At 66.0% G+C, this 19,962-nt stretch carries 19 protein-coding genes; 10 read left to right on the top strand and 9 right to left on the bottom strand.

What is annotated here, in order from left to right:
* Positions 1-3 precede the first annotated feature (3 nt).
* Positions 4-1,998, bottom strand: a complete 1,995-nt coding sequence (locus tag Q7V20_RS19095) for a S8 family serine peptidase (RefSeq protein WP_304794927.1) — start codon at positions 1,996-1,998, stop codon at positions 4-6.
* Positions 1,999-2,116: 118 nt separating this feature from the next.
* Here Q7V20_RS19095 and rocD point away from each other — a divergent pair, with 118 nt between their 5' ends.
* The gene (gene rocD, locus Q7V20_RS19090) at positions 2,117-3,340 is read left to right on the top strand and encodes an ornithine--oxo-acid transaminase (protein ID WP_304794926.1); all 1,224 of its coding nucleotides are present in this window, start codon (positions 2,117-2,119) and stop codon (positions 3,338-3,340) included.
* A 20-nt stretch (positions 3,341-3,360) separates the two neighbouring features.
* Here the strand turns inward: rocD and Q7V20_RS19085 are convergent, their stop codons facing one another.
* From Q7V20_RS19085 to Q7V20_RS19055, 7 genes are all read right to left on the bottom strand, one after another.
* A complete protein-coding gene (locus tag Q7V20_RS19085; protein ID WP_304794924.1) occupies positions 3,361-4,629 on the bottom strand; it encodes a cytochrome c in 1,269 nt (422 codons plus the stop codon).
* Entirely contained in the window at positions 4,626-5,339 is a 714-nt protein-coding gene (locus Q7V20_RS19080) for a c-type cytochrome (protein WP_304794922.1), read from the bottom strand. Before Q7V20_RS19080 ends, Q7V20_RS19085 begins: the two co-directional genes overlap by 4 nt.
* Positions 5,340-5,424: 85 nt before the next feature.
* The gene (locus Q7V20_RS19075; RefSeq protein WP_304794921.1) at positions 5,425-5,979 is read right to left on the bottom strand and encodes a ProQ/FinO family protein; all 555 of its coding nucleotides are present in this window, start codon (positions 5,977-5,979) and stop codon (positions 5,425-5,427) included.
* A gap of 53 nt (positions 5,980-6,032) precedes the next feature.
* The gene (locus Q7V20_RS19070; protein WP_304794919.1) at positions 6,033-7,256 is read right to left on the bottom strand and encodes an oxygenase MpaB family protein; all 1,224 of its coding nucleotides are present in this window, start codon (positions 7,254-7,256) and stop codon (positions 6,033-6,035) included.
* Positions 7,257-7,351: 95 nt separating this feature from the next.
* The gene (locus Q7V20_RS19065) at positions 7,352-9,508 is read right to left on the bottom strand and encodes an acyl-CoA dehydrogenase (RefSeq protein ID WP_304794917.1); all 2,157 of its coding nucleotides are present in this window, start codon (positions 9,506-9,508) and stop codon (positions 7,352-7,354) included.
* Positions 9,505-9,954: a CHRD domain-containing protein gene (locus tag Q7V20_RS19060; protein WP_304794916.1), complete on the bottom strand. Its 450-nt coding sequence runs from the start codon at positions 9,952-9,954 to the stop codon at positions 9,505-9,507. Before Q7V20_RS19060 ends, Q7V20_RS19065 begins: the two co-directional genes overlap by 4 nt.
* A 19-nt stretch (positions 9,955-9,973) precedes the next feature.
* Positions 9,974-10,810 (bottom strand): hypothetical protein, encoded by an 837-nt coding sequence (locus Q7V20_RS19055; RefSeq protein WP_304794914.1) that lies wholly within the window; start codon positions 10,808-10,810, stop codon positions 9,974-9,976.
* Positions 10,811-10,996: 186 nt separating this feature from the next.
* On the opposite strand from Q7V20_RS19055, the gene Q7V20_RS19050 reads away from it, so the two are divergent.
* The 9 genes from Q7V20_RS19050 (at position 10,997) to Q7V20_RS19010 (ending at position 16,768) form a co-directional block, all read left to right on the top strand.
* Complete coding sequence (locus tag Q7V20_RS19050; RefSeq protein ID WP_304794912.1) at positions 10,997-11,779, top strand: ABC transporter permease; 783 nt, start codon at positions 10,997-10,999, stop codon at positions 11,777-11,779.
* Between the two features lie 2 nt (positions 11,780-11,781).
* On the top strand, positions 11,782-12,525 hold the full coding sequence (locus Q7V20_RS19045; RefSeq protein WP_304794910.1) for an ABC transporter ATP-binding protein: 744 nt from the start codon (positions 11,782-11,784) through the stop codon (positions 12,523-12,525).
* Positions 12,522-13,493 (top strand): MlaD family protein, encoded by a 972-nt coding sequence (locus Q7V20_RS19040; protein WP_304794909.1) that lies wholly within the window; start codon positions 12,522-12,524, stop codon positions 13,491-13,493. The genes Q7V20_RS19045 and Q7V20_RS19040 overlap by 4 nt, the downstream gene beginning before the upstream one ends.
* Positions 13,490-14,113 (top strand): membrane integrity-associated transporter subunit PqiC, encoded by a 624-nt coding sequence (locus tag Q7V20_RS19035; protein WP_304794907.1) that lies wholly within the window; start codon positions 13,490-13,492, stop codon positions 14,111-14,113. The genes Q7V20_RS19040 and Q7V20_RS19035 overlap by 4 nt, the downstream gene beginning before the upstream one ends.
* A 78-nt stretch (positions 14,114-14,191) precedes the next feature.
* Positions 14,192-14,419 (top strand): glycine zipper 2TM domain-containing protein, encoded by a 228-nt coding sequence (locus tag Q7V20_RS19030; protein ID WP_304794905.1) that lies wholly within the window; start codon positions 14,192-14,194, stop codon positions 14,417-14,419.
* Positions 14,420-14,430: 11 nt separating this feature from the next.
* A complete protein-coding gene (locus Q7V20_RS19025; protein ID WP_300548471.1) occupies positions 14,431-14,589 on the top strand; it encodes a DUF3309 domain-containing protein in 159 nt (52 codons plus the stop codon).
* Between the two features lie 42 nt (positions 14,590-14,631).
* Complete coding sequence (locus tag Q7V20_RS19020; RefSeq protein ID WP_304794902.1) at positions 14,632-15,156, top strand: hemerythrin domain-containing protein; 525 nt, start codon at positions 14,632-14,634, stop codon at positions 15,154-15,156.
* Between the two features lie 11 nt (positions 15,157-15,167).
* Positions 15,168-16,253: a phospholipase A gene (locus Q7V20_RS19015; protein WP_304794900.1), complete on the top strand. Its 1,086-nt coding sequence runs from the start codon at positions 15,168-15,170 to the stop codon at positions 16,251-16,253.
* Positions 16,254-16,300: 47 nt separating this feature from the next.
* Positions 16,301-16,768: a hypothetical protein gene (locus Q7V20_RS19010; protein ID WP_304794898.1), complete on the top strand. Its 468-nt coding sequence runs from the start codon at positions 16,301-16,303 to the stop codon at positions 16,766-16,768.
* A gap of 2 nt (positions 16,769-16,770) precedes the next feature.
* Here Q7V20_RS19010 and Q7V20_RS19005 read toward each other — a convergent pair whose 3' ends face one another.
* Positions 16,771-19,617, bottom strand: coding sequence for a peptidoglycan-binding protein (locus Q7V20_RS19005; RefSeq protein ID WP_304794896.1), 2,847 nt, complete (start codon positions 19,615-19,617; stop codon positions 16,771-16,773).
* Between the last annotated feature and the right edge of the window lie 345 nt (positions 19,618-19,962).

Raw genomic sequence — 19,962 nt, 5'->3', positions numbered from 1 at the left:
GGCTCAGCCCTTTGGTGAAGCCTGCGGGCGGGCCCGTCTGACCATGGCGAGTGCGCCCATCAGCGCTGCCAGCAGACCAAGCAAGGCGTTCCCATCCATGGCCCCGCCACCGCCGCCACCACTGGACGATGCGGTGGTGACGGCGGTGGGCGTGACCACGTCGATGGTCTGCACCGTGGTGGAGGTTCCGCTCAGGTCATCGGTGATGGTCAGGCTCACCGTGAAGCGACCCACGGCGCTGGGGGTGACCGAGATGCTGCTGCCATTGGTCGAGGTGAGTGGCGTGACGATGCCGCCGCCATCGACCAGGGTCCATTGGTAGGACGCGATGCTGCGGCCACTGGCCACCCAAGAGCTGGCGCCACTGATGGTCAAGGCCTGGGATGGCACCGCACCTGTTGTCGAGTAGTCGATCTGCGCTTGAAGGCCGGCGCTGGTCGCTGCCAAGGCAGCCCCCGCGTCCAGCATGCCGGCGCCACAAGTGGCCGTGGTGCAGTAGCACTGGGCCTGTTCGGCGGATGAAGGTGCCACACAGCGCGGCACCGTGGTGCTGCCGCCGTCGCCGTTGTCACCACCAGTGGTTGGGAAGGCGCGGGCCGAACCCATCAGGATGGCGCGGATCGCCGTTGGCGTGAGTGTGGGGTCGACCGACAACATCAAGCCGATCGTGCCCGCCACCAGGGGCGCGGAAAAGCTGGTGCCCAGCGAGGTGTAGTAGCTGTTGGTGTAGATGGCGCTGGCCGCGATCGGTGTGGTGGTGCCCGCGTTGCTGGTCGTCAAAATGGGGTACAGGCAAGGCTGGCCAGACAGGACGTTGACGCAATTGCCGGCGGGCGCGCTGAGGGTGATCTCGGGCCCCAGGTCGGAGTAGCCGACCTTGGTGCCCGCGTGTCGCAGCCCGGCCACCCCGATCACGCCAGGGCAGTTGGCGGGCACCGTGACGCTCAGGCCGCTGTTGCCAGCCGAGGCCACCACCGTCACGCCCAGGGCGGTCAGTTGGGTGAGGGTGTCTCGGTAAGCCTGGCTGCAGGCACCACTGCCGCCCAGGCTCAGGTTGATGACCTTGGCGGGGTTGGGGTTGGCGGGCACGCCCGACACGCTGATGCCAGCGGCCCAGAGCATGCCGGCCATGATGTCCGAATCGTAGCCACCGCACTTGCCCAGCACGCGCACGGGCAGGATCCGCACCTGGCGGCCCACGCTGGCCATGCCGGTGCCGTTGTCGGTCAACGCGCCGATGACACCGGTGGTCTGTGTGCCGTGCCAGGTGCTGTTCTCGGCCGCCAGGTTGTTGTTGGCGTCGCGGCCACAGCCAGCGAACTGGCCGCTGCCTGAGGTCTCGGCGTAAGTGATCCAGTCGCCCGGGTCGGAGGCGTCGGCGTCGCGGCCATTGCCGTCGTTGGCCATGCCCACGTTGGTGACCATGTCGTAGCCGGGCAGCAGGTTGGCGCTCAGGTCGGGGTGGTCGTAGCGGATGCCGGTGTCCAGCACGGCCACCACCACGCTGGTGCTGCCTTGTGTGATGCCCCAGGCGGACTCCACATCGATGGACGACTGGATGGTGCCGGCGGGCGCGCGCAGGTACCACTGACCCGCCGTGGGCGTGTAGCCAGACAGGTTGTCGCCGTAGAGCGGGTCGTTGGGCGGGGCCAGGCGAAAGCGTTTCTGGTCCACCACCGCGTATTCAACGTCGGGCTCTTTCGCCAGCCGGGCGGCCAGTTGGGCCGAGCTGAGGCCATTGGCCAGGACGACCTGGGTTCGGTTGCTCAGGCCAGGGCCGTCGTGCAAGGTGCGGCCAATGCGTTGGCCCAACGACAGGGCATGCTCCACGCGCCGCGGTGTCGCGGACTGGGCTTGCGCGCGCATGAGCGCGGAGCCGGCCTTGAATTTCACGATCACCCGGGCGGCATCTTCGGCGGCCAGGGCCATGGAGGCGGGCGTCGTCACCAGCAGGGCGATGACGGCGGGCAGGGCAAGGCGGCGCAGCAGGCAGATCATCAGTCCAGTTTACGGATCAAGAGTGCACACAAAGGGCGCATTCGGGTGTTGATCCGCGCCCATTTCTGGGCCAAAGGGGCCACACTGGGCACAAAACCTGCAATGACAGGAGGCCAACTTGAGCACGAAAAGCCAGCAACTCATCGACCTGGACCTGGCACGCGGGGCGCACAACTACCGCCCCATCGACGTGGTGCTGCAGCGCGCCAAAGGCATCCACCTGTGGGACGTGGCCGGGCGGCGCTACACCGACATGATGAGCGCCTATTCCACCGCCTCACTGGGGCACAGCCACCCCAAGGTGCTGAAGGCGCTGGCCCGGCAGGCCAAGATGCTGGACGTGACCAGCCGGGCTTTCTACAACGACCAGTTGCCGTTGTGGCTGGACCAGCTCACCGCCCTGGCGGGCATGGACAAGGCCTTGCCCATGAACACCGGCGCCGAGGCGGTGGAAACCGCCTTGAAGCTGGCGCGCAAATGGGGCGAAACGATCAAGGGCATCCCACGCGAACGCGGCGAGATCATCGGGTGCGAGGGCAACTTCCACGGGCGCACGCTGGCGCTGGTGAGCTTGTCCACCGAGGCGCAGTACCGCGAGAACTTCGGCCCCTACCTGCCGGGCTTCAAGACCGTGCCCTTTGGCGATGTCGATGCCCTGGCCCAGGCCATCACGCCGCGCACCGCCGCTTTCATCGTTGAACCGATCCAGGGCGAGGCGGGCATCCGCTTGCCGCCACCAGGCTATCTGAAGCGCGCCCGCGAGCTGTGCAGGCAGCACCGCGTGCTGTTCATCGTGGATGAGATCCAGTGTGGCCTGTCGCGCACCGGGCGATTGTTCTGTTTCCAGCATGAGGATCTGGACCCCGACCTGTTGATCCTGGGCAAGGCCCTGGGTGGCGGCGTGTACCCGGTGTCAGCCGTGGTGGGCAGCGCCGAGGTCCTGGGCGTGCTGCGCCCGGGTGACCATGGCTCCACCTTTGGCGGCAATGCCATCGCCGCCGCCGTCAGCATGACGGCCTTGACGCTGTTGAGCGAGCCCGAGTTCATCGCCCGGGTGGCGCGGCTGGGTGACTGGGCCCTGGCCTACCTTCAAGCGGCCTTGGGCCAAAGCCCCATCGTGCGCGACATCCGCGGGCAGGGCCTGATGATGGGCATTGAAATCGTGCCTGAACTGGGCGCGCGCGGTCTGGTGGATGCGCTGAAAGAGCGGGGCGTGCTGACCAAGGAAACCCACGATGTGGTCATCCGGCTGGCGCCGCCGCTCATCATCCGCAAGAAGCAGCTCAGGCGCGCCCTGGATGCCGTCATCGACGTGGTGCTGTCGGCGGCGCCACCGGGGTGAGGCCCTCAAATCAATTCAGCTCAGTATTGAAGCCCATTGCGCAACTGGATCACGTCCAGCGTGGAGACCGCCTGGCCCTGGTTGCCCCAGGCGCTGCGGATGTAGGACACCACGGCCGCCGTGTCGTCGTTGCTGAACACCATCGCAAAGGGCGGCATGCCGTAGGGGCGTGGGTTGCCCTTCGTTGACGGCGCGAAGCCCCCCGCCAGCACGATGCGCACCAGGTTGGCGGGCGAGTCCATGGTCACCGCGCGGTTGCCTGCCAGCGCCGGGTAAGCCTGGGCCGCGCCTTCGCCTTGGTCGCCATGGCATTGGGCGCAATGCACCTTGTAGAGCTTGGCGCCATGGCTGTCAGGCAGGGCGGGCGCCACGGTGACGCGTTTGCGGGTGTCTTGGCTGGGCGGCAGTGCCTTCAGGTAGGTGGCCATGGCGAGCAGGTCGCCATCGGTCCAGTGCTGCGTGCTGTTTTGCACGACCTCGGCCATGGGGCCGACCACGGTGCCTTGGCGGGACACGCCGGTTCTCAAGAGCTCAACGATGTCGGGCAGCGGCCAATCGGCCACGCCCGCTTCGTGCGACGAGGTGAGCGAGGGCGCGTACCAGTTCTGCACCGGGATCAGGCCGCCACTCAAGTCCAGGGTGCCGCTGGTGGCGCCCAGGGCATTGCGGCTGGCGTGGCAGGCGTTGCAATGGCCCAGGCCCTGCACCAGGTAGGCGCCACGGTTCCAGTTGGCCGATTGCTTCGTGTCGGGCTCGAACTGGCCGGGCTTGAAGAACAGGGCGCGCCACACGGCCAAGGCTGGGGTTGAGTCGTAAGGAAAGCGCAACTCGTGCGGCCGGTTGGTCTGGGCCACGGCGGGCAGGCTGCGCAGGTAGGCGAAGATCGCGTCCGAATCAGCCCGGGTGACGTGGGTGTAGTTGGGGTAAGGAAAGGCGGGGTAGAGCAGGCGGCCATCGCGCGAGCGGCCGTTGTGCATGGCGCGCCAGAACTCTGAGGACGACCAGGCGCCGATGCCGGTCTGCGGATCGGGCGTGAGGTTGGAGGTGTACACGGTGCCAAAGGGCGTCTGGATGCCCAGACCGCCCGCGTAAGGCTCGCCGCCCCGCGCGGTGTGGCAGGCCATGCAGTTGCCGGTGCGGGCGAGGTACTCGCCACTGGCGATGAGCTGTGCGCTGGCGGGCGGCTCGTGGCCGGAGGTGATCGGGTCTTCGCCGCGCACATTGAGGGCGTAGACGGCGGCGGCCAGGGCCAGGCCGATGATCAGCACCAGGGCGATGGCGCGCTTCATGGCTTGACTCCTTGGCCATCCGGCACACCGCCGCAAGGCATGGGCAGGCGGCCCGGCAAGCTGGCCGCCGCCTTGGCATGTTCAGGCACAGGCTGGGCCGAGATCCATTGCGATACCGCCGCGATGTCTTCGGGCCGCAGGCGTTGCGCGATGGTGGCCATGCAGTCGGGTGCCTTGGCCTGGCGGTTGCCGTTTTGCCAGGATCCCAATTGGGCGTTGAGGTAGTCGCGTGGCACCCCCAACAAGCCGGGGATGGCGGGCTGAACGCCGGTCAGGGCCGCGCCATGGCATTGCACGCAGGCGGGGATCTTGCGCTGGGCGTCGCCCCGGGTCACCAGATCCTGGCCACGTTGGAGTTCGGATGCGGCGGAGGGGGGGGTAGGCTTCTGAGCGGGGTAGGGCAGGTCGAGCGCGGCAAAGTAGTTCGCGATCTCGTGCAGGTACTCGTCGGACAGCGGGTCCAGCAGATTGGCCATCAGCGCGTAGTGGCGGCGGCCGTCGCGGAAATTGCGCAACTGGTTGTACAGGTAGCCCGCCGGTTTGCCGGCGATGCGCGGGTAGTAGCCATCGCTGGCGGCGCGGCCTTGGGGGCCATGGCAGACGGTGCAGGCTTGCAACCGCTGGGCGAGGCTGTCCTCAACCTTGGGGGCCGCGTGGAGCGATGCGGTGATGCCTGCGGACAGGATGAAGGCGAAGAGGTGGGGGCGCATCCCGCAATCTACTGCGGTTTCACCAAAGCACACAGTGGGCAAGATGTCTCAGTGGGGCGGGCGCCCTGAGGGCCCCTTTGACCACTCAACGACGCCGTTGTGGCGGTGGGCGAGGGCGGCGGTCTTGAGGCGGCGCTTCTTGCGCTTCCTTGCGGGCCAACTCCAGAAGGTGGTCAAGTTCTTCCACCGGCACGCCCTTGAGCGCGCAGAAATTGGCGGGCGTCAGGGTGGTGGCCTGGAAGTCGCGCAGCAAGGTGGCGCGGTTGCGGCGCTGCTGGTGTTCCAGCTCGATCTTGGCTTCGTGGTTGGCGCGGCGGCGGCCCAGCTCTTCCTGGGCCACCTTGCGGTGCTCTTCGCTGATTTCGTCGCCGGGCTGGCCATCCAGGTCGAAGCGGTGGGTGGCTTTGCTGAGGGCCACCAGGTAGGCATGGCTGCCCGTGTGGCGGCGCAGGAAGGCGGACAGCACCTGCTTGGTGAACACGCCGGGGGCGCGCTCTTGGATGTCGGCCTGGATGCGCAGTTTCAATGGCTTGGGCGCGCCGTCAAACAGGGCCGGGAACAGCTGCCGAAGTTGCGTGGCGCAGGCGGCCGGCGTCATGGCATCTGGGGTCGGCGAAGGAGAGGTGGGCGTCGAGGACATGGAAACAGGGGCGATCGAGATCAAAGGGGCAGAGGGCGCAATTGTGCCCGCTTCTACGGTGCCACGTGTTGGGCCACCACGGGGGGGTGTTTGCCGAACACGATGGGCATGTAGCGCAGCTGGTTGGCGCGCCCTTCGCGCACCAGACGGGCCTGGCCACCGGGCAGCAGGTGGTGAGCCCCGGTCCAGAGCAGGCGCGGCAAGGTGGTCAGCACCGGATGCCAGGGCAGGGCGGGCGGCAGGCCCAGGTGCTGCATGCCCTCGCGGCCCACAAACAGCCGCAGCATGCTCAGGTGGCGGGCCCGGTTGAAACGGCCCCGCAAAGCGCCGCCCCAGGGGTAGTGCCGGTTCAGGGGTTCGTCCATCAAGGCTCGGCCCAGGGCGGCGCTGCTGTCATCGGGCGGGGCCTGGCTGATCACATTCTGGTAAAGCGAGGTGCGGCCTTGCATCTCGGTTTCGGACAGCAGTGCTTCTTCGACGCCCATGAGCCAGCCGATGTAGCGCCACAGGTGCATCATGGCGGCGCCATCGGCTTTGCTGACCACGACACCGGTGATGCGCAACGCGATCAAATGCACCGCGCTGAAGCCCAGGTAGGTGGCCTGCATGTCGACCTGGTTGATGGGCAGACCGTGCGCGGCCGAATCCCAGTCGGGGCGGCGCAGCAGGTTTTGACGCACCAGGGCGTGCATGGCCCGCACCCGCAAGGTGGTCTTGAAGCCGGCGCTGTGGCGGCCCATGCCGCCATCGGTGGTGCAGTCCATCCACCACGATGAGGTTTCGGCCAGGCGGCGTTGTGCACCGCGCTGCAGCGAGCCGGTCATCACGAGGGTCTTGTTGATGGACGAGGCCTGGTAGCCAGCCATCAGGCCCGCATCGCGCAAGACCAGCATGCCGTGCTGGCCGGTGCTCTGGATGAATCGGGCGCCTTGGGCCAGTTGGGCTTCATCGACCCAATCGGGCGTTTGCACCACGGCCCGCATGAAGCGGCACAGTGACTCGGGGGCATCGGGCACAGCGTCCAGGCCATGCTCGATGGCGCGCTCCAGCATGGGGCGGCCCACCCCCATGCCCACTTGTTGAAGCCAATGGGCCACGTCGTCTGCCAGCGGGTCACCGCGCCACAGCGCCGCCCCCAGGCGCGACCATTCATCGGGCGTGGGCTCCGGATTGCCTCGGATCATCAGACGCAGGCGGCTGGCGATTCGGCGGGTGGTGGCCAGATCAGCACCATGGCGGTGGGGCGGCAATGGCAGGGCGGAGGCATGGGCGGTCATGCTCCGATATTGCACCATGGCCACCCGCCATTTGATGGCTTGCACATGACTTCAGCCAGGTCCACCCATTTGGGGGCTTGGGGTATGCCCTGGGTTCAGGCTGTTTCGTGGTCGTGGGCCACGTCGTCAACCTGGATCACGCGGTCGGCGGCTTGCAGGTAGCGCAAGGCCAGGGCGGGGTTTTTCGCGCTTTGCGAGGCGGTTTCCAAGGACTGGGTGCGCCGCAACACCTTGTTCAAGGCGTTGGTGTCCTCGCCCAGCTGGGCGCTCAGTGTCAGGGCTTTGACCAGGTCGAACTGGCCGCCTTGTTTGGGCAGGCTCAGGTCGGGACACAGCATGCCAACCAGATCCCGGCGGGTGCGCAGCAACTCGGCCAGGTGAAGCAGTTGCTCGTCGCGCAGGGGATGCAGCGCGCCGGTGGCCCTCAGGCTCAATCCCCCCAGCCAGCGGGCCGGGGCGGAGGGCAGGTTGGCGTGCAGGTCTTGCAAGATGGTGTGGGCCCGGTTCAGCTGCTGGCGGATGCCCGCCTGGGCGAAGGGCAGCAAGTCGGGGTTGCCGTCCACCTGGTAGCGCCACAGGCAGGCGCTGGCGATGTACAGGTGGGCCAGCACATCGCCCAGCCGCGCTGACAGCAACTCCATGCGCTTGAGTTGGCCGCCCAACAATCCCATGGCCAAATCGGCGGTGAAGCTGTATTGGGTGCTGAGCCGGGCGATGAGCTGTGCTTCGGGCCTCAGGTCGGCGGGCGGCAGGCCGAGGAGCGATGCACCGAAGATGCTGCGCCGCAGGTTGCGCAGCACGTGCCGCACGTGCGACCACAAGGCCTGCCCCAGGGCTTGTGCGTCCTTGGCTTCGATGGCGTTCATCTCGTCCAGCACATGCGGGTGGCAACGCACCGCGCCCTGGCCAAAGATGATCAGGGCCCGGGTCAGCAGGTTGGCGCCTTCCACCGTGATGGCGATAGGCGCGTGGCGGTAGCCGATGCCCAGCAGGTTGGACGGCCCGGCGATGATGCCCTTGCCGCCGAGGATGTCCATGCCATGGTTGACGGCGCGCCGGCCGGCTTCGGTCAAATGCACCTTGAGGATGGCGCTGGCCACGCTGGGCTGTTGGCCTTCGTCGAGCGCGGCGGCGGTGTAGTGGCGCGCGGCGTCGGTGGCGTACAGCTCGGCCGACATCTCGGCGATGATCCCGGCGATGGCGTGGAAGCGGGCGATGGGCAGTCCGAACTGTTCGCGAATCTGGCCATAGCCATTGGCCACGAACAGTGCGCCTTGCTGCATCGCGCTGCCCAAGGCGGGCAGTGAAATGGCGCGGCCTGCGGCCAGGCATTCCATCAGCATGCGCCAGCCTTGGCCCACTTGTTTTTCGCCGCCGATGATCTGGTCCATCGGCACAAACACCTGGTGGCCATGGATGGGGCCATTCATGAAGGCGCTGCCCATGGGCAGGTGGCGTCGGCCGATCTCCATGCCTTCGGTGGGCACGGGCAGCAGCGCGCAGGTGATGCCAAGATCGCGCTGGCCTTCGGGCAGGCTGTCGTCGTAGGCGTGGAAGGCCAGGCCGACCACGGTGGCCACGGGCGCCAGGGTGATGTAGCGCTTGTCGAAGTTGACGACAAAGCCGCGCACCTTCTGGCCATTGATCTCGCGTTCGACCAGCGTGCCCCGATCGGGGATGGACGCAGCGTCCGATCCTGCGGAAGGCGCGGTCAAACCAAAGCAGGGCAACTCGCGGCCGTCGGCCAGGCGGGGCAGGTAATGTTGTTTCTGAGCCAGCGTGCCGTAGCGCAACAGCAGTTCGGCCGGGCCCAATGAGTTGGGCACCATCACCGTCACTGCCGCAGCCACGTTGGCGGTGGCGATGCGTGCCACCACGGTGGCATGGGCCAGGTGGCCAAAGCCCAAGCCCCCATATTCGGGCGGGATGATCATGCCGAAGAAGCGCTTCTCTCTGAGGAAGCGCCACACCTCGGGCGGCATGTCACCGGCCTCATCGATGGCGTGGTCGTCCAGCATGCTGCACAACTCACGCACTTCGTTGTCGAGGAAGCTTTGCTCGGCGTTGGTGAAAGGCAATGGCTTGACCTTCAGCAAGGCGCTGAAGTCAGGCTGGCCGGCGAACAGCTGACCTTCAAAGCCCACGGTGCCCGCCTCCAAAGCGGCGCGTTCGGTGTCACCCAAAGGTGGCAGGGCTTTGGCGAACGGGCCCATCGCGGCCCGGCCGATCGCTGATGCCAGCCACGCCATCATGGGCTGACGACCAGTTGGCCTCGAACCTCGCCTTTGGGGTTGGCGGCGGTGTGCAGGTTCACGTACCACTGGCCCGCCGTCACTTGCGCAGCTTGCGCTTCGGTGAGGGTGGCTTCGCCTTCAATGGGGCTGTCCAGCTTGCCATTGAAAGGCAGGGCCACGCCCGCGTTCTGGCCAGGGATGGCCGGACCGTGGAAGTGCGCGGCCGTCACCGCGCCGCTCAGGCCAGAGTACACCACCTTCCATTTCAAGATCTTGGTGGCGGGCGTGTAGGTGGCCTCCACGGTGCCGGTGCCCATGGTGGTCACGGGCGGGATCTCAGCTTCACCCGACAGGGTCGAGGCGAAGGTGGCGGCCGTGGACATGGACGGGGCCAGGGCCAGGCTGGCAGCCGCGAACAAGCCGGCCAGCAACGAATGCTTGAGGGTCAGGGAATGGAAGTTCATGCTCAGCTCCTGTGGATGGTTAGAAACGCATCCGCAGGTACAAGGCTGGGCCGTTCAGCTTGAGATCAAGCTTGGCCACGGTATCGTCAGTCCTGTAGTTCACGCGGATGCGGGTGTGGTTGTACTCGGCGCCCACACCGATGTTGCGCCAGGGAAACCACTCGACCCCAGCACCGGCGTTGACGATGTCGCCATACGTTTCGCCGCCGTTCTTCTTGGATCCCGACAGGTCGGCGTAAAGCCTGACCTGGTCACTGATGCGGTGGCGAAAGCCCAAGGTCACCAAAGGCGCCCAAGCGTCTTTCTTCTCGCCGTCGGAGATGGTCTGCGACAGGCCGCCCAGGCTGGCCGAGGCGGTGTAGTTCAACTTGACCTTGTAGTAGGCGGCACCCACGCCCACGCCAGCCACGGTGTCCTCGCCACCAAACCACCAGCGGTAAGAGAAGTTGCCGATGTCGAACGAGGTTTTGGTGTTGAGCTGGGCCGTGGCCGAGTAGCTCTGGCCGTTGTAGGTGAAGGGTTCGCTCACGCCCAGGGTTTTGTTCTGGCTGTAGTGGTACAGGTCCACCGAGAAGCCCTGTCGGTCAAACAGCAGCCAGTCCACGCGGGCGCGCTTGACCACGTCGGAGCCATCGATCACGCGTTGCTTGCCGGTGGACTGGCTGCCATCTGCCGTGGACAGGCTGAGGTCGCCCTCCGCGTCCACGTTGTAGCCACCGACCCACACGCCGACGCGGTCGATCACCGGCAGGCTTTTCTCGACCGCCATGGCAGGCGCGGCGGCGGTGGCCAGGGTGAGCGCAGCCCACGAGGAAGCGGTGCGAAGGTGGCGGGCGTTCAGCAAACGGTGGGGCATGGAGGTTCTCCTGAAAGTTTTGAAAGATGGCTTGGATGGCTCAAACTTTAGAAGCGCAGGCGATGCCCTGGCCGTAGGCACTGTCTCGTTGACCTGTAGGACATTTGCGCGACATGGCGTCGGCCAAAGCCGACAGGCACTGTTCTTGCCACCGCAGGGCCTCAGCCTCGTGTTAGAACGGCAAACATGACGATTCGTTGGCCTCGGACCGCACCGCTGCAAGGCACCTTTCGCGGCATCACTTTCTTGGGATCGGTGATCCTGGCGATCGCACATGGGATGCCCAACCATTGGCGTTTCCGGTCGCAGGACATGGCCCGCGTGCTGGCCGATTGCAGCGCCCGGGCCTTGCTGATCGTGCTGGTGGTCAATGTGCTGGTGGGCGCCATCCTGGCCTTTGTGGGTGCCGTGCAACTGGTGAAGTTTGGCGCGGGCATCTTCGTGGCCGACCTGGTGGCGATTGCCGTGTCGCGCGAGATGGCCGCCGTGATCACGGCCGTGGTGATGGCCGGGCGCACCGGTGCCGCCTTCGCGGCCGAGCTGGCCACCATGCAGGCCAATGAAGAGGTTGACGCGCTGGAGGTGCTGGGCCTGAATGCCATGGATCACCTGGTGGTGCCGCGTGTGCTGGCCTTGCTGCTGGTGATGCCCTTGCTGTATGTCTTTGGTTGCCTGGCCGGTTTGGTGGGGGGCTTCACGGTGGGGGCCAGCATGCTGAGCCTGGCTCCCGCCGCTTACTTTGACCGCAGCCTGGACGCCTTGAGCTTTCAGCACCTGGGCCTGGGCTTCTCCAAGGCCATCGCCTTTGGCATCCTGGTGGCCATTGCGGGCTGCTATCACGGCCTGCATGCCGAGCGCAACGCGGCAGGCGTGGGCCAGGCCACCACGCGTGCCGTGGTCGCGGGCATCGTGGGCGTGATCGCGCTCGATGCCGTGTTCTCGGTCTGCGCCAACGCGCTGGGGATCTGACCATGGCCCTGCTCAGCGTTCAAGACCTGACCATGCGCTTTGGCGACAAGCTGATTCAAGAGGACGTGTCTTTCGAGGTCGAGCCCGGCACCATCTTCGCGATCATGGGGGGCAGTGGCTGTGGCAAAAGTACATTGCTCAAACACCTCATCGGCCTGCTGGAGCCCGCCCACGGGCAAGTGCTGTACGACGGCAAGGATTACTGGCAAAGCAAGGACGAAGAGCGCACCAAGCTGCGGTCAGGCTTTGGCGTGCTCTTTCAAAGTGCGGCCTTGTGGTCCTCCATGACCGTGCTGGAGAACGTGCTGATGCCTCTTGAGCAGCACACCGATCTGGCCGAGGACGAGCGCATCGAACGGGCGCGCGAAGCCTTGTCCTGGGTCGAGATGGCCGACTTCGCCGACTACAGCCCGGCCGACCTCAGTGGCGGCATGAAGAAGCGCGCGGGCCTGGCCCGGGCCATCGCGGCGCAACCTCGCTTGCTGTTCCTGGACGAGCCTTCCGCCGGCCTGGATCCGATCAGCTCCAAGCGCCTGGACGACCTCATCCTGGAGATCCGTGATCGCACCGGGGCGGCCGTGCTGGTGGTCTCGCACGAGTTGCCCAGCCTCTTCGCCATCGCCGACGACAGCATCTTCCTGGACGCCGACAGCAAGAAACCCATCGCCCATGGCAAGCCCAGCGAGTTGCTGGACACCGCCACCCACCCAACCGTGCACGCGTTCCTGCACCGGGAGAAGTTATGAAACGCAATGCCTTGCTGGTCGGCGGTTTCGTCGTCACGGCCCTGATCCTGATCGTGGCCGGGCTCGTCACGCTGGGTGGTGCCGACCTCTTCTCCAAGCGGCAGAAGGCGGTCGTCTACTTTCAAGGCAGTGTGCGGGGCCTGTACGTGGGGGCGCCAGTGAGTTTTCGGGGCGTGAAGATTGGCGAGGTGCTGAGCATCGGCATCGAGGTGGACCCCAAGTCCCTGGTCACGCGCATTCCTGTGGGGCTGACCCTGGCTGGTGACATGGTGAAGATGGGGGGTGAACAGGGTGGCAGCTTCCGCAAGTTGCCTGATCTGGTGCAACGTGGCCTGCGGGCCAAGCTCATCATCCAGAGTGTGGTGACCGGCCAGACCAGCATCGACCTGGACTTCAAGCCCAACACCCCAGTGGTGTTGCTGGGTGGTGGCTCCAGCGCCGTGCCCGAGATTCCGGCCATGCGTGACAAGCTGGATGCCTTGCTGGACCAGGTTGCCGAGTTGCCCTTGGCCGACCTGGTGCAAGACGTGCGCAGGACCATCAACCAGCTGGACCAGACCTTGAAGGTCACTCAACAGGCGGTGGCTTTGTCCGGCAAGGAGATCGGTGCGGCGGCGGCACAAGCCAAGCAGACCTTGGTGGTGGGGGCCAAGGCCTTGCAAGACGTGCAAGCCCAGGCGCAAGCCACCTTGGCGTCGGTGGAGCAGTTGTCGGAGTCATCGCGCAATGTGGTGCTGCAAACCCAGCCCGAGATTCAGCAAACCTTGCAGGCTGCCCGCGATGCGGCGCAGGCCGCGCAGCAGGCCATGGGCAACTTCGCAGAGCTCAGCGCCGTGGGCTCGCCTTTGCGCTCCGACGCCGAGCTGGCCGTGCGTGACCTGTCGCTGGCCGCACGCAGCCTGCGCTCGTTCGCCGACCAGCTGGAACGCCAGCCCAACTCCATCCTGTTCGGGAAGAAAGCACCATGATCACTTTGCGCCGCCTTGTCGTCTCCCATGGTTTGGTCTTGTTGGCCCTGGGCCTGGGGGCGTGCAGCACCGCCCCCCCACCGACCTTGTTGTCGCTGCCCCTGCCGTCACCGTCTCAGCCGGTAGTGGCCACCGAGGCCGCCCCGCCTGCTTCTTCGGTGGCCTCCGCGCCCCGGTTCCTCACCCTGCGCCGCGTCAACATCCCCGAGTACCTGCAAACCGACGCCGTGCGCTACCGGCAGGCCGACAGCACCTTGGTCGAATGGCCCAACACGGCCTGGGCCGAGCGTCTGGAAGTGGGGCTGACCAACCACCTGGCCCTGCTTTTGCGGCAAGCTTTGCCGAGTTGGACCGTGTGTGACTCGCATTGCCCATCCATGCCCACGGGGCAGGTGCTGATCGTCAACATTGCACCGCTGGACTATGTGCGCAGCGCCGGGCAATTGCGGGCGGACGTGAGCTGGCGCATCACCGGCCCGGGCAGCACGCCCACCCCGGTTTTCTCGGGCAACCGCGCCGCCAGCACGCCCGTGTCGCCAGACACCCCGGTGGGCCAGGCCGCCGCCATGAGCACCTTGCTGAACCAGGTGGCGCAAGACGTCGCCCGCGCCGTGCGCTGACATTTATTTCACGGCACCGCCCTGGTGGGCACCCTGTTTGCCAACAACAAGGTGTTACCCCACACAAGGAGAAGTGCCATGAACCACCTTCGACAGAATTTCGGCCGCCTGGCCTTCACCGCCACCACCGCTTTGGCATTGGTCGGCCTGGGCGCTTGCAGCGACATGTCGGCCCGTGACCGCAACACCGCCGTGGGCGCGGGTGTGGGCGCAGCGGCAGGCGCCGTGCTGACCGGCGGCAGCGCTGGTGGAACCATCGGTGGTGCCGCCGTCGGTGGCGTCATCGGCAATCAAATCAAGAAATAAGGAGAGCCACCATGAGCTTGGGAACCATTCTTCTGATCGTTGTTTTGTTGATGCTCATTGGCGCCGTGCCCACCTGGGGTCACAGCCGAAGCTGGGGTTACGGCCCCAGTGGCGGCCTGGGTTTGATCCTGGTCGTGCTGATCGTGCTGATGCTGATGGGCCGACTTTGACCTTCGCGGTCTGACTTTGTCATCAATTCAAGGAACCAAAATATGCCAACCACCACCAAGAAACCAGCCGCCAAGACCCCGGCCGCCAAAGCCAAAACCACCCCCGATGCCGTGCAACTGCTGACCGCCGATCACAAGGAAGTCAAGAAGTTGTTCAAGGACTACGAGAAGTTGGTCAAGGCCGATGGCGGCGAAGCGGAAAAGCAAGCCCTGGCCGAGCACATCTGCCTGCTGTTGACCGTGCACACCAAGATCGAAGAAGAAATCTTCTATCCCGCTGCAGGCCAGGCCGCCAAGGCCGAGGATTTGCTGAAAGAAGCGGTGGTGGAGCATGCCAGCGCCAAGGACCTGATTGCCCAGATCCAGGACATGGAGCCTTCCGAGGACCTGTACGACGCCAAGGTGACGGTGCTAGGCGAGTACATCGACCACCACGCCACCGAAGAAGAGGAAGAGTTGTTCCCCAAGGTCAAGCGGGCCCACCTGGATTTGCACCAACTGGGCGATGCCATGGCCAGCCGCAAGGAAGAACTGATGTCGGAACTTGGTGCCGAAGTGGCCGCGTGATCCAATCGCGCATGCCTACACCACACCGCCCCCTTCGTTCTTCCCTGCTGGCCCTGAGTGTGGGGCTTGCTGCCCCCGCTTTCGCCCAGGCGCCCCTTGACCTGAAGGAGTGTCTGGGTTTGCCCGACGCCAGTGCCCGACTGGCCTGCTACGACAGGCTGGCCGGGCGCGAGGCCATGGTCACCCTGCCGGCCTCACCCGCCGCGGTGCCCGGCACCCCCGAGGCCGTGCCAGTCAGTCAGGCCGCAACGCCTGCCACCACGCAACAGTCCGAAAACAGCTTCATGTCTCGCTACTGGGAGTTGGACCAGGCCGACAAGCGCGGCACCTTCAACTACACCAGCTACCGACCCAATTTTTTCATGCCCCTGCACAGCATGGCGAGCGTGAACCGCAATCCCAGCAGCCCGACCCGTGCCCAGGCCAACAACCTGCCCCGTTACCAGAACGGCGAGGCCAAGATTCAGGTCTCGCTGCGCAGCAAGGTCTTGGAAAACGCCCTGTTGCCGGGGGCCGACCTGTGGGTGGCCTACACCCAGCAGTCGATGTGGCAACTGTGGAACCGCGACCAGTCCGCGCCTTTCCGCAGCACCGATTACCAGCCCGAAGTCATCTATGTGGTGCCCACGCCCGCCTCCTGGCAAGCCTTGCCGCTGGGCTGGAAATGGCGCATGACGCAGGCCGGCATCGTCCACCAATCCAACGGCCAGCCCGACCCGCTGTCGCGCAGCTGGAACCGGGTCTATGCCCAGGCGGGGCTGGAGCGGCGCGACCTGATGTTCAATCTGCGGCTGGAGCACCGGCTTGAGACCGACAACGCCGTGGGCGACGACAACCCCGACATCCAGGATTACATGAAGCGGGCCGAACTGCAGATGATGTGGACGCCAGGGCGCTCCACGGCGGCCGTGGCCTGGCGGCCTTCGTTCTCGGGCAAGGGCTCGGTGCAGTTGGATTACTCCTACCCTGTGTTCCGTGACCGGCCCGACGGCCTGCGCTGGTATGCGCAATTCTTCCAGGGCTATGGCGAAACCTTGCTGGACTACAACTTCAAACAGACCAGCCTGAGTCTGGGGTTGACCATCTTCAAATTCTGAGAAGACGTGTTAGCGTGGAGCCTTAACCTCTTCAAGGGATCGATTGGATGAGCACTCCCCACAGCCTGAAGAAAAACTCCGGTCAAGGCGCGGCCCCCAAGCCTGCGGATGCCGCCGCCTTGCGCCTGGTCGCCCCCATCCACATGCGCACTTCCACCGCCACGTGCTGGAAGTGCCATGCCCTGACCCAGGTGCACGCCGTGGTCGCGGCCGATGTGGTCGACCTGGGTGAATCGGGCGAGAGCCGCACCTATGTGTACGGCATCTCCAACCCCCCCACCGAGCTGACCGATGCGCTCTTGCTGCTGGCGCCCAACCTGCGCGTGGATTTGCCGGGTGATGATGGCGTCAGCCGTTTGACCAACCATTGCCCGCATTGCGGGGCTTTGCAGTCCGACGTGTATTTGTTCTCGGAGCCAGGCGGGCCATTCTTTGGCCGCCCGCCCGAGGGGCATCTGGGCGCGGTCATCCTGGAGCATGACGTTCAGGTGGATGACGCGTCTTACTCCACCTAGGTTTAAAACCCCCTCAAATCATCCACCGGCGTCTTCAGCGCACCGCCGCTGATGCGCTGCACCGCCCGGCTGACCACGTCCAGGTCGTTGTCGAACGTGCCATGGGCGGCCTTGGCCCGGCGGTCTGGCTTGGCCACGGTGATCTTGTCCTGGTCCACCACCACCAGGCGCTCACCCGGCACCAGGCCCGCATTGGCCGCCGCCTGGCGCCAGTTGCTCAAGGATTCGCCCGTGCTGGACGAGCCATCCCAGCCCCGGTAACCCGCGTTGAACACGTTCTCCATGCCCAGGATGGGTGTGCGCAGGTCGGTCTCCAGCGCGTTCGAGACAAGGTACAGCAGCGACTTGCGGTAGATGGCCACCACATTGTCGTCGCGCTCATTGCGGTCGGACAGCACTTGCAGGTGCAGCTTCTTCATCAGGTCGGCATGCGGTGCGTAGTGCTGGTTGGCGAACTGCACGGTGCAGGCGGGCGCCCACAGCTGGATGGATGAAATCTTGGTGACCAGGCCGCGCTTGGCCACCAGGTCCAGCATGTGGCCCAGGATGATCGAACCGGCCGAGTGGCCCACCAGGTGGATCTCCAGGTCGTCACCCCAGGTGCTCACCAGCTTTTGCAAGGCAGTGATCAGCAGATCGCCGCCGCGCGTGGTGTTGAAGGCCACTTCCGCGTTCTCCTTCATCTCGCTCCACACTGGTTTGACCAGGGGCCGACCGATGGATTTTTCGATCAGCAGGTCGGTGCGGTCGGTGATCCACTCGCCCACGCCAGCGGCCATTGGCGGCTGCTTGCGAAAGGCTTCCTGGATGATGTTCCCGATGCTTTCCATCAGGCCGGTCTTCCAGGCCAGGAACAGCGGGTAGCAGCCATTGCCGGTGAAAAAGCGGCCCATGGCGCGCGCTCGTTTGATGGCGTCGGCTTCACTGTTGAGGCCGCCGTGGGCGTAGATGACCAGGCGCTTGACCTTGTCGGGTTGGCTGCGGAACCAGGTGTCGGGCAGCACCGAGGCCTGGTGCAGCAAGGTGCGGCTGACTTCGTCTTCGGTCAGGTAGCGGCGCACGCGGCCATCGTTGCCTAACACGATGCTGTGCTGGTAGGCGCGGCGTTCGTCCCACCAGGTGCTGGGGTCACTGGCGTTGGCGCGTGATTGGCTGGCGGCGGCCGTGGTCATGCCGCCCACCATCACGCCCGACACGCCAAGGGCCACCACCCAGGCGTCCATGCCATTGGCCAGCCAGTCGGCATAGGTGAGCACGGCAAAGCCGCCGGCGCCCCAGCCCGGTCCCCAGGAGTTCTGCAACACGAAGCCCTGTTCGTTGAAGCCGACCAGCGCGTAGGCGTGGCCATCGACTTCAGACGGGTGGCCGTCATACGGGATCACGGGCAGGCCGGCGTGGCCCGTCGGGGCCTGGGCCTGGTTGGTGATCTGGTTCCAGCCCTCGTGCGTGGTGCTGGACACGAAGATGGCGCCCACCTCACGGATCGCGGCCTGCAGGTCGGTGATGCACTTGACCTCGATGCGGTAGTAGACGCCCAGGGTGTTCTGCGCGGCGCGCTTGGCGTAGCCGTACTTGGGCTGAACGGGATCGTGGTCGCGGTGGGGCCAGTCGGTGTCCAGGCAGACGCCGTTGTGAAACCAGCCCTTGATGGCCCCCCGGCAGCTGGAGCCTTCGTAGTTCTCGCCCTCGTATTCGTCGTAGCGGCGCGCGAAGCTGTAGAGCATGGCCGCGCTGACGGATTCCAGCTTGGTGGGCATCTGCTGCTTGCGCCAGCGCAGGTAGTTGACGGTGCAGGCCAGGCCGAAGCCGGTGCAGGCGCCTTCTTGCCCCTGGTCGAGGATCAGTCCGGCCTTGGTGTAGGTGGACAGGAAGCGCTTGATGTCGCTGGAATCGGGGAACTCGCCGGGCAGGCTCACGGGGGGTGGCATGTAGAAGCGGTCGCGCAGGTCGGCCGGGTCTTTGGCGACGGTGAGGGGGCGGCTTTTCTTGAGGGGGGCAGCGGCGCGTTTGCGGGCGGCGGCGCTGACGCCCACCTTGGGCTCGGGGATGGGCCACACCTGCTTGGCCAGGTCGAACACGTTCTTGAAGCGGTCCAGGCCGTGGGAGCCGCCGTTGACCATCTTGCGGGCGGCCAGGTACTTGCCTTCGGCCAGGGCGGCGCGCATGGCGTCGGCGCGGTGGGCCAGGAAGGTGGCCAGCAGCATGGCGGCCACTTCGGGGGCATTGGCCAGGTCAGGGTTGCTGGTCAGGTCGATGCCAAGCTCGGTGCCGTACTGGGTGTAGTTGGCGCGGCCGGTCAGCTGGATGAAGCCGCGTCCCTTGAACTTGGCGCCATCGCCGGGTTGGGTGTTGCCCAGGGCCTTGCGCCCGTCGTAGGCGCTGAAGGGCGCCATGCCGGGCTTGGTGTTGAACTGCGAGGGGAACTCGGAGATGGGCAGGAAGCCTTCGCTTTCAGCGCGGATGGTGCCCAGGGCTGCGCAGATCATGCTGCGGTCGTTCAGGCGCATGGCCTGCAGGGCGGCGGCCACGTAGGGCAGGTAGCGCGCGATGTTGGAGGGTTTGGTGGCGGGGAACAGGCGCCGCACGGCGTCGTTGTCCAGCATGATGGCCAAGGGGGGCAGCGTGACCAGGCCCAGCAGGGATTGGCAGCGTGGGCCGACCACGCCATCGGCGATCAGGCCGGTGCCGGATTGCCAGCGGCGCACGGCGGCTTCCAGATCGGCGTCGAAGTCCTGGCCGGAGGCCAGCTTGCTGTAGTCGGCGCCGTCGGGGCCCAGCTCTTTGGCCAACTGTTGGCGTAAGCGCTTGACGTCTGCGCCCTGACTGCCCCTGATCAATAAACTGCCCATGATCCCGCCCTTGTGAAATGGAGTTCGCTATTTTTAGCCGGGAAGTGCGGGTTGGCATCCCTAGGGAGGGGTTCAAGCTAGGGGGGCGTGTGTGCTTTGTCAAGGCGGCGCGGGGCGGGGATGAGTCGGAGGCGGGTGGGGCTCCTATGGTGGCGGTCCACCGCGTAGCGGCGGACTGCGCTCGGTGCTCGGCCACGGCGGGCGGCTGCGGAACTCGCTGGCCTACGGCCAGCTCAAACAGTCCTCGCCGACCCCTCGCTGCGCGAGGGGCAACCCGCCGTGGCCTGTGCGCCTCGCCGCCCCCGAAGTCGCCCCGCCCGCCTCCGCCTCATCCCTGATCGCCCC

Source organism: Aquabacterium sp., from assembly GCF_030652515.1.
Lineage (GTDB): Bacteria > Pseudomonadota > Gammaproteobacteria > Burkholderiales > Burkholderiaceae_C > Aquabacterium.
This window is presented reverse-complemented; position numbering and strand designations above follow the sequence as displayed.

What these genes read in the sequence shown, in the direction of transcription:
- Q7V20_RS19095 (WP_304794927.1), bottom strand. Translation starts at nt 1,998, where the DNA reads ATGATCTGCCTGCTGCGCCGCCTTGCCCTGCCCGCCGTCATCGCCCTG.
- Q7V20_RS19085 (WP_304794924.1), bottom strand. Translation starts at nt 4,629, where the DNA reads ATGAAGCGCGCCATCGCCCTGGTGCTGATCATCGGCCTGGCCCTGGCC.
- Q7V20_RS19080 (WP_304794922.1), bottom strand. Translation starts at nt 5,339, where the DNA reads ATGCGCCCCCACCTCTTCGCCTTCATCCTGTCCGCAGGCATCACCGCA.
- Q7V20_RS19075 (WP_304794921.1), bottom strand. Translation starts at nt 5,979, where the DNA reads ATGTCCTCGACGCCCACCTCTCCTTCGCCGACCCCAGATGCCATGACG.
- Q7V20_RS19070 (WP_304794919.1), bottom strand. Translation starts at nt 7,256, where the DNA reads ATGACCGCCCATGCCTCCGCCCTGCCATTGCCGCCCCACCGCCATGGT.
- Q7V20_RS19065 (WP_304794917.1), bottom strand. Translation starts at nt 9,508, where the DNA reads ATGATGGCGTGGCTGGCATCAGCGATCGGCCGGGCCGCGATGGGCCCG.
- Q7V20_RS19060 (WP_304794916.1), bottom strand. Translation starts at nt 9,954, where the DNA reads ATGAACTTCCATTCCCTGACCCTCAAGCATTCGTTGCTGGCCGGCTTG.
- Q7V20_RS19055 (WP_304794914.1), bottom strand. Translation starts at nt 10,810, where the DNA reads ATGCCCCACCGTTTGCTGAACGCCCGCCACCTTCGCACCGCTTCCTCG.
- Q7V20_RS19050 (WP_304794912.1), top strand. Translation starts at nt 10,997, where the DNA reads ATGACGATTCGTTGGCCTCGGACCGCACCGCTGCAAGGCACCTTTCGC.
- Q7V20_RS19045 (WP_304794910.1), top strand. Translation starts at nt 11,782, where the DNA reads ATGGCCCTGCTCAGCGTTCAAGACCTGACCATGCGCTTTGGCGACAAG.
- Q7V20_RS19040 (WP_304794909.1), top strand. Translation starts at nt 12,522, where the DNA reads ATGAAACGCAATGCCTTGCTGGTCGGCGGTTTCGTCGTCACGGCCCTG.
- Q7V20_RS19035 (WP_304794907.1), top strand. Translation starts at nt 13,490, where the DNA reads ATGATCACTTTGCGCCGCCTTGTCGTCTCCCATGGTTTGGTCTTGTTG.
- Q7V20_RS19030 (WP_304794905.1), top strand. Translation starts at nt 14,192, where the DNA reads ATGAACCACCTTCGACAGAATTTCGGCCGCCTGGCCTTCACCGCCACC.
- Q7V20_RS19025 (WP_300548471.1), top strand. Translation starts at nt 14,431, where the DNA reads ATGAGCTTGGGAACCATTCTTCTGATCGTTGTTTTGTTGATGCTCATT.
- Q7V20_RS19020 (WP_304794902.1), top strand. Translation starts at nt 14,632, where the DNA reads ATGCCAACCACCACCAAGAAACCAGCCGCCAAGACCCCGGCCGCCAAA.
- Q7V20_RS19015 (WP_304794900.1), top strand. Translation starts at nt 15,168, where the DNA reads ATGCCTACACCACACCGCCCCCTTCGTTCTTCCCTGCTGGCCCTGAGT.
- Q7V20_RS19010 (WP_304794898.1), top strand. Translation starts at nt 16,301, where the DNA reads ATGAGCACTCCCCACAGCCTGAAGAAAAACTCCGGTCAAGGCGCGGCC.
- Q7V20_RS19005 (WP_304794896.1), bottom strand. Translation starts at nt 19,617, where the DNA reads ATGGGCAGTTTATTGATCAGGGGCAGTCAGGGCGCAGACGTCAAGCGC.